General features: G+C 71.2%; 15 protein-coding genes. 2 read left to right on the plus strand and 13 right to left on the minus strand.

Going from position 1 to position 12531, the window contains the following annotated elements; translation table 11 throughout:
* Positions 1 to 91: 91 nt before the first annotated feature.
* The 4 genes from A7A76_RS22580 to A7A76_RS22595 form a co-directional block, all read right to left on the minus strand.
* Positions 92 to 892, minus strand: coding sequence for a hypothetical protein (locus A7A76_RS22580; protein ID WP_206413420.1), 801 nt, complete (start codon positions 890 to 892; stop codon positions 92 to 94).
* The gene (locus A7A76_RS22585; RefSeq protein WP_206413421.1) at positions 892 to 1356 is read right to left on the minus strand and encodes a hypothetical protein; all 465 of its coding nucleotides are present in this window, start codon (positions 1354 to 1356) and stop codon (positions 892 to 894) included. Before A7A76_RS22585 ends, A7A76_RS22580 begins: the two co-directional genes overlap by 1 nt.
* A complete protein-coding gene (locus A7A76_RS22590) occupies positions 1353 to 1982 on the minus strand; it encodes a hypothetical protein (RefSeq protein ID WP_206413422.1) in 630 nt (209 codons plus the stop codon). Before A7A76_RS22590 ends, A7A76_RS22585 begins: the two co-directional genes overlap by 4 nt.
* Positions 1983 to 2066: 84 nt before the next feature.
* Entirely contained in the window at positions 2067 to 2693 is a 627-nt protein-coding gene (locus A7A76_RS22595) for a hypothetical protein (RefSeq protein WP_206413423.1), read from the minus strand.
* Between the two features lie 436 nt (positions 2694 to 3129).
* Between A7A76_RS22595 and A7A76_RS22600 the strand changes: the two genes are divergently transcribed.
* The gene (locus tag A7A76_RS22600; protein ID WP_206413424.1) at positions 3130 to 3645 is read left to right on the plus strand and encodes a DUF6622 family protein; all 516 of its coding nucleotides are present in this window, start codon (positions 3130 to 3132) and stop codon (positions 3643 to 3645) included.
* Positions 3646 to 3827: 182 nt separating this feature from the next.
* Here the strand turns inward: A7A76_RS22600 and A7A76_RS22605 are convergent, their stop codons facing one another.
* Together A7A76_RS22605 and phhA are read right to left on the minus strand one after the other, a co-directional pair.
* Positions 3828 to 4436: a DUF4291 domain-containing protein gene (locus A7A76_RS22605; protein ID WP_206413434.1), complete on the minus strand. Its 609-nt coding sequence runs from the start codon at positions 4434 to 4436 to the stop codon at positions 3828 to 3830.
* A gap of 181 nt (positions 4437 to 4617) precedes the next feature.
* Entirely contained in the window at positions 4618 to 5508 is an 891-nt protein-coding gene (gene phhA / locus A7A76_RS22610; RefSeq protein WP_206413425.1) for a phenylalanine 4-monooxygenase, read from the minus strand.
* A 171-nt stretch (positions 5509 to 5679) separates the two neighbouring features.
* Here phhA and A7A76_RS22615 point away from each other — a divergent pair, with 171 nt between their 5' ends.
* Positions 5680 to 6156: an Lrp/AsnC family transcriptional regulator gene (locus A7A76_RS22615; RefSeq protein ID WP_206413426.1), complete on the plus strand. Its 477-nt coding sequence runs from the start codon at positions 5680 to 5682 to the stop codon at positions 6154 to 6156.
* A 353-nt stretch (positions 6157 to 6509) separates the two neighbouring features.
* Here A7A76_RS22615 and A7A76_RS22620 read toward each other — a convergent pair whose 3' ends face one another.
* From A7A76_RS22620 to A7A76_RS22650, 7 genes are all read right to left on the minus strand, one after another.
* Positions 6510 to 7022, minus strand: coding sequence for a cytochrome c oxidase assembly factor Coa1 family protein (locus tag A7A76_RS22620; RefSeq protein ID WP_206413427.1), 513 nt, complete (start codon positions 7020 to 7022; stop codon positions 6510 to 6512).
* 71 nt (positions 7023 to 7093) lie between these two features.
* Positions 7094 to 7807, minus strand: a complete 714-nt coding sequence (locus A7A76_RS22625) for an aspartate/glutamate racemase family protein (RefSeq protein WP_206413428.1) — start codon at positions 7805 to 7807, stop codon at positions 7094 to 7096.
* A gap of 143 nt (positions 7808 to 7950) precedes the next feature.
* Positions 7951 to 9618, minus strand: coding sequence for a M20/M25/M40 family metallo-hydrolase (locus A7A76_RS22630; protein ID WP_206413429.1), 1668 nt, complete (start codon positions 9616 to 9618; stop codon positions 7951 to 7953).
* A 126-nt stretch (positions 9619 to 9744) separates the two neighbouring features.
* Positions 9745 to 10320, minus strand: a complete 576-nt coding sequence (locus A7A76_RS22635) for a hypothetical protein (RefSeq protein ID WP_206413430.1) — start codon at positions 10318 to 10320, stop codon at positions 9745 to 9747.
* Positions 10321 to 10344: 24 nt separating this feature from the next.
* A complete protein-coding gene (locus tag A7A76_RS22640; protein WP_206413431.1) occupies positions 10345 to 11073 on the minus strand; it encodes a transporter in 729 nt (242 codons plus the stop codon).
* A 53-nt stretch (positions 11074 to 11126) separates the two neighbouring features.
* Positions 11127 to 11498: a hypothetical protein gene (locus tag A7A76_RS22645; protein ID WP_206413432.1), complete on the minus strand. Its 372-nt coding sequence runs from the start codon at positions 11496 to 11498 to the stop codon at positions 11127 to 11129.
* A 151-nt stretch (positions 11499 to 11649) separates the two neighbouring features.
* Complete coding sequence (locus tag A7A76_RS22650) at positions 11650 to 12105, minus strand: nuclear transport factor 2 family protein (RefSeq protein ID WP_206413433.1); 456 nt, start codon at positions 12103 to 12105, stop codon at positions 11650 to 11652.
* Positions 12106 to 12531: the final 426 nt, after the last annotated feature.

The following is a 12531-nucleotide window of genomic DNA, read 5'->3' on the forward strand; positions in this document are numbered from 1 at the left end:
CGTGCCGGCGCACGCGGCCAGGATCAGCGCCAGCGCGGCGGCGAGGCGGCGGCGCAGCGGCGCACGGGCGAGAGCGGTCACCGCGCGCGGCTCACGGCGTCAGGCGCTGGTCGAGCGGCAGCGTCTGCCGGTCCCATTCCAGCGCGCCCTTGAGCTGCAGCGGATAGGCCAGGGTCGGCGCCGGCGCGTCGGCGCTGTCGCCTTGCGGCGTCAGCGTCTCGGTGCGGGTTTCGCCGGCCAGGATCGGCAGGCTCGACGGCTGCAGGCCGTAGCGGCGGCCGCCGGCGTCGACCGCATCGACCAATCCTTCCAGGCGGGTGTGGGCATTGCCCTCGTTGCGCACGCGCAGCACCGGCACGCGCTGGCCGTCGACTTGCGCGGTGCCGGTGTCGATCAACCGCAGCTTCGCCGCCGCGTCGCCGACGGCGAGGTAGACGATGATGCCGATGCGCCCGGCCACCGGCAGCGCGAGCGCGCCGCCGACCGATTCGGGCTCGCCTTCCAGCAGGATCGCGAAGCGGCACTCGCCGGCCGGCGCGTCCTTCGGCACCGCCACTTCGAAGCGGTAGCGGCGCTTGCCGTTGCCGGCGACGTCGATCTGCGCGGCCTCCAGGCCGACCCACGGCCGGCAGCTGCCCGGCGCCAGCGCGGTGTCGAAGGCGACCGCGCCGTGGCCGTCGATGCTCCAGTCGGCGGTCTTGAGCGTGTAGCGCGCCGCGCGCGCGGAGACGTTGGTGATCTCCACCACGTTGCGGTAGACCTCGCCCGGGCGGGTGCGGTCTTCGAAGCGCGGCGGCGAGACCAGCGCGGAAAAACCTTGCGCGGCGGCGGCCGCGGGCAGCAGGCCGGCGAGCAGGCACAGCGCGGCGAGAGGGCGCGTGGGAAGGCGCATCAGGGTTCGTCCAGGTCGATTTCGAAGGAGAAATTCACGGTTTCGGCGCGTTCCATGCGCTGCGCATCGACCTGCACGGTCAGGCGCAGGCGGTCGCGCAGGACGTCCTGGGCGATCGGGCCGGCGTAGACCAGCGCGCGCTCGCCGGCGACCAGGCGCCCGGGCAGCAACGCGCCCTGGGTGGTCCAGCTCACTTGCAGCGGGCCGGACGGCGAGGCCGGCAGGGTCATGTAGACGCGCCCGCTGCGGCCGCGCCAGGCGGCCACGTCCAGGCGCAGGGCGACCTCGAGCGCGCCGCTGAGGCCGCGGCCCGGCGCGCCGGGCACGCCCGCGTCCCAGCGCATCTGCACGTTCGGGTTCATCACCTGGGTGCCGCTGTCGTCGACGCGATGGATGGCCGCGCCGGCTGCGGCGGCGACGCACATCAGGAACGACGCGGCCGCGCCGCGCAGGCCGCGGCTCACGGCGCGCTCAGGGTGTAGGTCACCCTGCCGGAGTAGGTGCCGGCGCCGACCACGGCGTCGTTGGCGTAGCGGAAGCTGTGGCAGCTCTCGCGCCAGGTGTTGATCGGGAAACTGGCCAGCACCTGGTTGCCGGGCTGGAAGGTGCCGGCCGGGATCGGCTGCGCGCCGGTGTCGCCGTTGCCGCTGCTGGTCCAGGAAATCTGCGAGAAGGCGATGGTTTCGCCCTGGGCGTTGGTCAGCCCCGCCGGCACGGTGGCGGTCAGCGTGGCGGCGCCGCCGGTGCCGGTGCGGCGGTAGAACCCGCCGACGTAGATCTGCGCCGGCACGTTGCAGAACGCGTAGCTGTCGTAGTTGCTCACGCCCGAAGAGGCGGTGGTGGTCATGACCTGATCGACGCCGTTGCCGAGCGCCGCGGCCGGCACCGTCACCGACACCACGTCGACGCCGCCGCCGTTGCCGGGCGTGCCGTTGCCGGTGTAGCTGCCGGTGTAGACGCCGTCGCCGACGCGCAGGTAGATCGCGCGCGTGCCGGGATTCAAGTTGGCGGTGAACGCATCGGCGGCCGGCGCGAACGCGGCCGACGCGAGGCACGCACACAGGGACAGGCCGCGCAGGACTGCGGTCATGACGAGTCTCCGGGGAAGGCGCCGCCGCGCGGGCGGCGGCGCCGGGATCCCGCGCCGGGCGCGGGCTGCGTCGCGACGCGTCGGTTACGGCATCGACGCGGTGTAGGTGACGCGGCTGTTGTTGGCGTTGACGCCGCCGTAGGTGCCCGGCGCGACCACCGCGCCGTTGAGGTAGGCGTAGGTCCACTTGGCGTCGAGGTTGACGACCTTGCTGCCGGCGCTCGGGGCGACGGTGGTGCTGGTCACCGCGCCGTCGGCCAGCGCCGGCGCGTTGAGCGCGGTGGCGGTGGTGTTGGTGGCGACCGTGGTCTGGATCTGGCTGTAGGAAATGCTGTCGCCCGAACCGTTGCCGAGCGCGCCGACCGTCGAGGACGACAGGGTGATGGTGCCGTTGTTGCCGACCAGCTTGGCGGTGACCGCGCCGTTGCCCAGGTCGCCGGAGGCGGCGGTGGCCGCGACCGCGGTGCCGTTGCCGACGTTGGCGGCGGGCACGGCGAAGGCGATCTGGTTGATCGTGGCGGTGTTGGTGTAGTCCGCGCCGGCGCCTACGCGCAGGAACAGGATCTTCGGCACGGTGATCTGGAAATCGAGGCGGGCGGTGGCGGTGATCGGCGACGCGGTACCGGTGGAGTACTGCGACTCGGCCTGGGCGAGCAGCGGCAGGCCGGCCAGCAACGCGGCGGCCAGGAGAGCGGTCGGAAGCTTGCGCATGGAAGGTGTCCGAAGGGAGTCGGCGCCGGGGGATCCGGCGCTCCGGCCAAATCACGCACAATCCATGCCACAACGTGATTCAAGTCGCATATTGAATTGTTAGCGCGACGTGATTTGAAGTTAATAAATGTGAACGGAGTCATAAAAAATTCCACTCCGCCCGGCTGGGCGGGAAACGCCCAGCCGCGTCAGCCGGGCTGCGAGGAAGTGACGCAATACGTCAAATCGAACATCTGAAAAAAGCAAAAGCTTCTTCCCGCGCCGATGCCCCGCCCTCGCCGGCCCCCATCCGGCCCACGCGATGACTTCCGGCAGGCCGCATCGATGACCGCCGGGACTGCGCCCGGCGCCGGCCGCGGCGGAGCATGAGCGCCACGCCGGAGCGATTCCGCGCCGGCGCCGCATCCGCCCTCTTCCCGACTCCGAGGCCACCGCCATGCCGATTTCCCACCTGTTCCAGGGCACCCCCGTCTGGGTCTACGCGATCTTCGCCGTGCTGATCTACCTCGGCCTGAGCCGCCTGCGCACCGGCGTGCAATCGCTGGCGCGGGTGTGGGCGGTGCCGGCGGTGTTCATCGCCTGGGGATTGATCGGGCTGGCCGGCCACGCCGGCGCGCCGCTGGAAACGCTCGGCCGCTGGTTTCTCGGCGCGGCGATCGGCGGCCTGCTCGGCGCGTGGTCGCTGAACCCGGCGGCGCTGGCCTTCGACCACCGGCGCCGCCTGGTGCGCCAGCCCGGCAGCGTGCTGCCGCTGCTGCGCAACCTCGGCATCTTCGGCGCCCACTACGCGCTGCAGGTCGCCGCCGCGGTCTCGCCGCAGCTGCACGACAGCGCGCTGGGCTGGGACCTGGTGGTGTCGGGCTTCAGCGCCGGCTACTTCGCCGGCTGGGCGGCGCGGTTCCTGGCCGGGCAGCGGCGCGCGCCGCAGGTCGATCTGATGGCGACGGCTTGATCCGGCGCCGGCTTGCGCGCCGGCGGCCGAGTCTGCGGGCGCAGCCGTCGCGTCAAGCCGCCGCGGCGGGTGTTGTGGGAGGGCCTTCAGGCCCGACGCTTTCGGCTCAGGTCGCTGTGCCCGGGCCGAAAAAGCATCGGGCCTGAAGGCCCTCCCACACCGAGGTTCCGGCAAGCCAGCGATCAGACCTCGGTCAGCGCCGGATACGGCCGCTCGACCGGCAACAGCGCCGCCGCCTCGTCCAGCCGATCCGCCTGCACCAGGCCGTGCACGCGATGCACCAGCGGCGTCACGTCCTCGATCCGCTGCGTCCATTCGTCGATGTAGCGCGGCACCGCTTCGCCGCCCAGGCCGATCTGGATCGCGCGATGGTCGAGCGGCCCCAGCCGCAGGCTGCGCTCGGGATCCCACTGGATCCGCACCGGCGTGGCATCGCGATGCCGTCGCCACTGCTGCGGCGTCATCGCCGGATCCGGATGCGAAGGGCAGCTGTTCGCCAACGCCCATTCGAAGCCGTCGCGGCGGATGTCGATGGCGAGGATGCGGCGCTGGTCGTCGTCTTTGTAGCCCCAGCCGGCGCGGTACATCATCCAGCGCAGCGAGGGCTTGATCCAGGTCATGCGCGAGCGCGAGAACGGCGCGACGAAGCGGCCGGCGGCGAGCGCGGCGTCGGCGATCGGGTCGTTGAAGGCCTGGTAGACGCGGATCGTGGCGTCGTCGTAGACGGCGCGGATCTGGCGATACGGGATGCCGCTGGCGGTCTGCGCGGCGGCGGCGCGGCCCGCACCCATGTGCGGGGTGTTGCTCTGGTTGTCGTCGTTCATCGGCCGCGAGTGTAGCGCGCGCACGCCGTTGCGCATGGCCGCGCTGTTCGAGGTAGACGAACGGTGCGGGCCGGTGGAGTCCCGTCGTTGGCGCGGTGGCGTTGTCGCGGCTTGCGCCGCTCCTACAGGGAGATACGCAACAACGCAGTCAGACGTCGCCTTCAGTCAGCCAGCCTTCGCCGGTGCCGCGGGTGAATACCGTGTCGGCTGCCAACACATCGCCGGCCGGAACCGAGCCCTGCTGCGCCACGCGCCGGTAGATCGGGGTGAAATCCGGCTCGGTCGCGCGCATCAGCTGCTCGAAGCTGTCGATGACGAAGTAGGTCTTCTGGAAGGTGTCGATGCGGTAGCGCGTGCGCATCACCCGCTCCAGGTCGAAGCCGATGCGGTTGGGCGCGCTGGATTCCAGGCTGTAGATCGATTCGCTCTTGGACGAGACGATGCCGCTGCCGTAGATGCGCAGGCCGTCGGCCTGCTTGATCAGGCCGAACTCCACCGTGTACCAGTACAGCCGGGTCAGGTGCACCAGCGCATCGGGATCGATGCCGTGCGCCTTCACCCCGCCCTTGCCGTAGGCCTGCATGTAGTCGGCGAACACCGGGTTCATCAGCAGCGGCACGTGGCCGAACAGGTCGTGGAACAGGTCCGGCTCGGACAGGTAGTCGATCTGCTCGGGCTTGCGGATCCACCAGGTGACCGGGAAGCGCCGGTTGGCGAGGTGGTCGAAGAACGCCAGCTCCGGCAGCAGCCCTTCCACGCCGATCAGCTCCCAGCCGGTGTGCGCGCGCAGGGTGCGGTTGAGCTCGTCGAACTTGGGGATGCGGTCGGGCGTCATGTGCATGGCGCGCTGGGCGACCAGGAACTCGTCGCTGGCGCGGCCCACCAGCACCTTCTGCTGGCGTTCGAACAACTGCGCCCACACCGCGTGGTCGTCGGCCGAATACGCGCTCCACGGCTGCTCGACCACGGCGGTGGTGTACACCGGCACATAGCCCTTGTCGGTGAGCTGATGTTCGACGCGCTGCGGGGTGGTGTTCATACCGTCTCGCTCCTGGGCCGGCCCGGGATCGGGCTGGCTCGCTCTGGGCTGGCCCGGAACGGGCCGACAAGACGACTTTAGCCGCGCTACGGCGCAATAGGCTTGCGTTGTTGCGCCAGAAACCCGGTTTGGCGCAACATCCTTGCGTGTATCGCCCCGGAGCCGCCGAAAATGGCCACCATCGAACTGGACCGCACCGACATCGTCCTGCTCGCCGAACTGCAGCGCGACGGCCGCCTGACCAACGCCGAGCTGGCCGAGCGCGTGCACCTGTCGGCCTCGGCCTGCCTGCGCCGGGTGCAGCGGCTGGAGCGCGAGGGGGTGATCCGCGGCTACCGCGCCGAAGTCGACGCGGCGCGACTGGGCCTGGGCCTGCAGGCCTTCGTGCGGGTGCGCCTGGGCCGCCACGACAGCGAGGCGGTGGCGGCGTTCGCCGAGTTCGTCGGCACCTGGGACGAGGTGGTGGCCTGTTACGCGCTGACCGGCGACATGGACTATCTGTTGCAGATCGTGGTGCGCGACCTGGAGCATCTCTCGCGCTTTCTGCTCGATCGCCTGCTCAATCAGGCGGGCGGCGCGGACATCAATTCCAGCCTGGTGTTGCGCACGGTGAAGGAGTTCAAGGCGTTGCCGTTGCCGGGGAAGTGAGGGGCGAGAGACGTTGTTTCGATGAGGCTGCGAAGCTCCGAGGCCCCCAAGGCCCCCAAGGCCCCCAAGGCCCTCAAGGCCCTCAAGGCCCTCAAGGCTCCAGGCCCCCAAGGCCGTCATTCCGGCGAACGCCGGAATCCATTTTGATCTTGTCTTTGCTTTCGCCCTTCGCTCCCCGCCGCCCTTCGGGTCTACGGTCGCCTGTGGCGAGTTCGCGACGGTGAGGAGCGAAGAGCAACGGCAACGCCAAGATCGAAATGGATTCCGGCGTTCGCCGGAATGACGAGTAGCCGGGTTGCTGAGTCGCGAACCTATCGGCGAAGCGACGCAGGAAATCTCCGCCAGAGCGTCGCTCAGGCCGCGGCCGATTCTCCGGCCGGCACCTCGCCCTCGTCCTTGCCGTCTTCCGGCGCCGTCTCCAACGGCTGCGCCGGTTTCGCCGCCGGACCGAGCAAATCGATCCGCCGCTCGCTGCCGTCGATGGCGACTTCGATCAAGCGATACGTCCAGCGGTCGGCCTCGCGCGAGCCTTTGATGTAGAGGCGGCCGCTGCCCTTGGGTCCGGTGATCGGCAGCGACAGATCGGCCGAGCCGCGGTCGTTGTCGGTGGTCAGCGAGCCCTGGAAGCCCATCCCGGTCTCCAGCGGCTCGCCGAACGCGGCCTTGACCTCGGGATTGGTCTGGGCGAGTTGCATCGCGTGGCGCACCGGTTCGCTGCCGCTCATCAGGCCCGACACGCCCTTGATGCCCAGGCCGATCAGGCCGGCCAGCACGAGCGCGCCGAGCAACAGCACGGTCAGGCAGCCGGTGGGGACGAACCATTTCCAGTTTCGGCCGAACCAGCCGGGGTTGGGGCGATCGTTCATTGCGCGCTCCTGTCGCAGTCGATGCGGCCAGTGTGGCGCGCGAATGCGGCCGGCACCACCCCGCCGCGCGCTCAGCTCTCGCCGATCGACGCCAGCGCCGCGGCGCGCGCGTGCAGCGCGGCGGTGTCGAACAGCGGGATATCGACGTCGCTCTCGCCGATCAGCAGGCCGATCTCGGTGCAGCCCAGGATGACGCCCTGCGCGCCGCGCGCGACCAGGCCGGCGATGATGTCGCGATACGCCTGCCGCGACTGTTCGCGAATCACGCCCACGCACAACTCGTCGTAGATGATCCGGTGCACCGCCTCGCGTTCGGCTTGCTCCGGCACCAGCACCTCCAGCCCGTGCCGCTGTTGCAGCCGCTGGCGGTAGAAGTCCTGCTCCATGGTGAAGCGCGTGCCGAGCAGGCCGATGCGGCCCAGGCCGGCGGCGCGGATCGCCGCACCGGTGGGGTCGGCGATGTGCAGCAGCGGCAGTTGCGCGGCCTGCTCCACCGCGTCGGCGACCTTGTGCATGGTGTTGGTGCAGATCACCAGCAATTGCGCGCCGCCGTCGCGCAGCGAGCGCGCGGCGCGGCCGAGCAGCGCGCCGGCCGCGTCCCAGTCGCCGGCGTGCTGCAGGCGCTCGACTTCGGCGAAGTCGACGCTGTACAGCAGCAGCCGCGCCGAATGCAGGCCGCCGAGGCGCTCGCGCACGGTCTGGTTGATCAGGCGGTAGTACGGCAGGGTCGATTCCCAGCTCATGCCGCCGAGCAGGCCGAGGGTGCGCAGGTGGGGTTCGCTCATGGGGTCGAGTATAGGCGGGGGCTGCGGTGGGCTGAGCGAAAAGCATCGGGCCTGAAGGCCCTCCCACAAGCACTGGCTGGAGCGGCCGCTCCTGTGGGAGGGCCTTCAGGCCCGACGCTTTTCTCCCAGCGGCAACCAAGTCTTCAAGGCTTGGCTCCTTTGGCGAATTTCTCGCCGAAGAAATCCCCCCGATTCCACGCCGGCCGCGCGTCCTCGCCGGCGATCGCCTCGCCGATGCGCGCATTGAGCCGCGCCAGCCGCGCCGCGTCGGCGTACTGGATCGGCTGCGAGACATCGTCGCCGGGCCGGTGGTACTCGCCGCGCAGGAACTCGCCGAACTGGCGCTTGGCCGCCTCGCTGCCGGTGAGCCCGCCGATCAGATACACCGCCGGCACGCCCTTGCGGATGAAGGCGTACTGGTCGCTGCGGATGAAGATGCTTTCCTCCGGCAACGGATCCGGCGACAGCGTCACCCCGGTCTGCGCCGCCGCGCGGGCCAGCACCGCCTGCAGGCTGGAATGCTCCACTCCGATCGGAATCACGTCGGTGGTCGGCGCCAGCAGCACCGGCATGTCCATGTTGACGTTGGCCACCAGCGTCGCGTCGGCCGGGCTGGGACGGTCGGCGAACCAGTGCGCGCCGAGCAGGCCCTTCTCCTCGCCGGTCAGCGCCACGAACAGCAGCGAGCGCTTGCGCGGCGCGGCGCTGTCGGCGAGTTGCCGCGCCGCTTCCAGCATCACCGCCACGCCCAGCGCATTGTCGAGCGCGCCGTTGTAGATCGCATCGCCCTGGACCGGCGCGCCGATGCCGAGGTGGTCCAGATGCGCGGTGAACGCGACATGCTCGCCGCGCAGCGCCGGGTCGCGCCCGGGCAGGCGGCCGACCACGTTGCGCGACTGCGCCGGTTGCAAGGTGTTGCGCACCGACAGGCTCAGCGTGCCCGGCAGGTCGTAGCCGCGCAGGGTGCCGTCGCGGGCCTGGCGGAACAGCGCGCGGGTGTCGTGGTCGCCGGCGTCGAGCACGGCCGCGGCGCGCGCGGCCGACACGTTGGCGACCACGCGCAACTGCGGGAAGGTATCCAGCGCGCGGCCGTCGGCGTCGCGCAGGCGCATGCCGGGCTTGTCCCAGTTCAATGCGCCGCGCGCCCACGGGCTGCGCTTCTCCTCGTCGTCGGTGGCGACGATCACCGCGCCGACCGCGCCGCGCTGCGCCACCGCCGCGAGCTTCTCGCGGTAGCCGCTGTAGAACGCGCGCCGGTCGTGGTCGAAGCGCTTGGGCGCGCCGTTGAAGAACACCGCGATCTTGCCGCGCAGGTCGATGCCGGCGAAGTCGTCTTGTTTCAGCTCGGGCGCGAACACGGCCTGGCCGACGAACGCGGCCGGCGCGGTCACGTCGTTCTGGCCGCTGGCGAAATCCAGCTGCGGCAGGAACTCGTCGCGGAATTTCAACGCCACCGTGCCGGTGGCGCGTTCGATCCGCAGTTCGCCGCCGCCATCCAGGCGCTGCGCGCGCAGCAGCGGCACGTCCTGGAAGTAGCCGCCGTTCTCGCCGGCCGGTTCGGCGCCGAGCGCGCGCAGGCGTTCGGCCACGTACAGCGCGGCCAGGTCGAAGCCGCGGGTGGCGGTTTCGCGGCCTTCCAGCAGATCGTCGGCGAGGAAGCGCACGTCGGCTTCGATCCGGCGCGCCTGCGCGGCGTCGTGATCGGCGCTGGCGGCGGGCGGCGCCGCGGGCGCTGCCCCGCGATTGCAGCCGGCCAGGACCCACAAGATGCAGCAGCACAACGCGGCGATACGGCGGACTGGACGGTGCATCGGGGCTCCGGCGTCGGCGCGCCGGGCGCGCATTGACGGCGACGCTAGCACCGCCGCGCAGGCGGCGCCACGCCGGCCGGCTGCGTCCCGGCGCGCGTCACCGCCCGCCGTCGCGGCCGCCAGCGCTCAAAGCAGATAACTGGACAGCAGCCCCAGCCACAGCACCGCGCCGATCGCCAGCCACACGTAATTGGCCGGCCCCAGGCGGCGATTGCCGTCGCCGTGCGGATCGCCGCTGGCGCGGTTGGCGGCGGCCTGCATGCGCAGCAGGCTCAGGCCGACCGGCAGCAGCATCGCGGTGCCGATCAAATCGCTGTACGGCAGGCCGATATTGCGCGCGGCGAGCTGGTCGGACACGTTGCCCAGGATCTGGCAGACCACGTAGGCCGTCGCGGTCGCGATCGGCGCCCAATCCGCGCGCTCGCCGCGCTCGCGCCCGGCCTCGTCGAGGCGGTTGGCCAGGGAGTGGGCGAAGAACACCGCGAAGATCGCCCGCGCCACCGGCCACACGGTGTGCTGCGGATGGCGGCGGGCGTAGCGCGCCCATTGCATGTAGAACCAGTACAGCTGGTACAGGCCGAGGGTGAAGAAGAACAGCAGGCAGAACTTGAGCGGCGCGACCACATAGAAGCGGTGGGCGTCGGCGGCCGGCGCGTCGGCGACGACATTGGCGGTGGGCGGGGCGTAGAGGTTGTCTTCCATGAGCACTGCCTGTGGCGGAACGGATCAGCGGAAGAACAACGATACCCCGATGCCGCCCTGCCAGTCCGGCGCGGCGTCGTTGAGGCCGGCGTCGAGCGAGGCGTCGAGCTGGATCGTCGGGGTCGCCATGAAGGTCACCCCGGCGCCGGCCACGCCGGTGTCGGGCGCGTGCGCGGTGCGGGTCCAGCCGGCCTCCAGGTAGCCGCCCCAGCGCGCGTTGAAGGCGCGGCTCAGGCTCGGCGAGAACGTCCACGCGTCGGCGCCGCCGCTGCGTTCGACATTGAGGTAGAGCGAACCGGAGGTGGCGTCGTCGAAGTCGTAGGCGACGGTGGCGCCGAGCGCGTAATGATCGCGCCCGTCGCTGAAATCGCGGTCGCCGGTGGCGACGGTGGCGCTGCCGAGCACGGCCCAGCTGAATTTGTCGTTCGACGAGGGCAGCGCCAGCTTCAGCGCCAGCGCGGTGTCGCCGGCGCCGCGCGCGCTGCTGCGCGCGCCGCCGCCGCGTTGGCGCTGGTAGTTGTAGGGCGAGGCCGCCAGCTGCAGTTCCAGCGTGTCGGTCAGGCCCAGGCGCAGGTTGCTGCCGGCGCTGTAGCCGGTGCTGCGCACGCCGCCGCTGCGGTCGCGCTGGACGTCGGGCAGCCCTTGTTCCCAGGCGAAACCGCCGCGCGGCAGGGTGCCGGTGGAGAACGCGATGCCGGGGCGGTCGAACGCGGGCGGATCGGAGGCCGGCGTATCGGCGCGCGCCGGCGGCATCGATGCCGCGGCCGCGAACGCGCCGAGACACAGCGCCGCGAACCGCCCCGCTGTCACGGCTTGACCCACTTGCCGCGCTGCGCCTCGCAGGCGCTTTGCACCGTCGCCAGCGCCTCGGGCGCGCGCTTGTAGTAATAGATCCGCGCCTGCGCGCCCATCGGCGCCTCGCACACGCCGTCGGCGCCGCCGGGACAGGCCGCGACGATGCGCGCATCGGCGTGGCCGCCGACTTCCTCCAGCCCCGGCACCTTGCCGTTGCATTGCTGCTTGAGCTGGTCGTCGGGCAGGTTCTGGTCGGTTTCGGTGCACTCGTTGATGACCATGCCGCCGACCTGGCCCTGGATCAGGCAGGCGCTCTTGGCCTGCGCCAGGGGCGGGGCGGCGGCGATCAGCAACACGGCGAAGCTCAGGCGAAGGCGAGGCATGGCGGGCTCCGGTCGGGGCGGGAAGCCACGACGGGACACGGCCGGCGGCCGCGGCCCGCTGCGTGGACGCGGCGCCACTGTAGCGCGCGGCGGCGAGGGCCGGGGTGCAGCTGGATCCGGATTCGTGCGCGAATCCGCATCCGCACCGCGTTCACTGCTGCGCGGGTTTGGGCTTGGAGTACCACAGCGCGTTGACGATGATCCAGCGGTCGCCGAACTTGCCGAGGTGGAAGAAGTCCACGAACCACGGCGTTTCCGCGCGCGCGACCGCGACGTTGCCGGCGACGTCGAGCGCGGCGCAGCTGCGGTCCCATTGCGCCTTGGGCGTCTTGAGCGCGCCGCGGCGGGTCAGCTCGACCAGTTCTTCCTTGCTCATGCGCCGCAGCCCGAGCTTCTCGTCGGCGGTTTCGCCGAGCACGCTGCGCTTGGCGAGGTCGGGGTGCAGGGAGCGGGCGACGCGCGCGGGGTCGCCTTCGAGTTGGCCGTCGACGTAGTCGAAGCAGGTCGCTTCGATGGCGGCGCGGGTGGCGGGGTCGATCGGCGCGGTTTCGTTAGCGAAGGCCGCGGGCGCCGCGGTCAGCAGGGCGGCGGCGGCGAGCGCGTGCATGGGGCGGGATGCGGGCATGGGGTTGGACCGGTTGGGGCGGGACGGCGCCGAGGATGGAGGTCGCATACCGGCGCGCGCAAATGCCGTTGGTGGCCCCGGTGGCGGCGTCGGTTCGCAGCGGCGGGGCGTTCGCGACTCGCGGAGGTCGCATTCGAAACGCGCGCAGCACCTGCAGGGCTTCGATGTAGCGAATATCGCTATCCGTTATCGCGGCGAACCCCCCAACCGCAACCACACAACTCCGCCGTTACCCCAAGCCCCCGCAACCCCACCCCGTCATTCCAGCGAACGCTGGAATCCATCTTGATCTAGCCGTTGCCATTGCTCCGCACTTGGCTCCCCCCGCCGCCCCGAACTCGCCATAGGCAACCGTAGACCCGAAGGGCGGCGCGCACGATGCGCGCCGTGCGCCACCCAGGCCATGGA

The sequence above is a fragment of the Lysobacter enzymogenes genome, assembly GCF_017168095.1.
Taxonomy (GTDB): Bacteria; Pseudomonadota; Gammaproteobacteria; order Xanthomonadales; family Xanthomonadaceae; genus Lysobacter; species Lysobacter enzymogenes_D.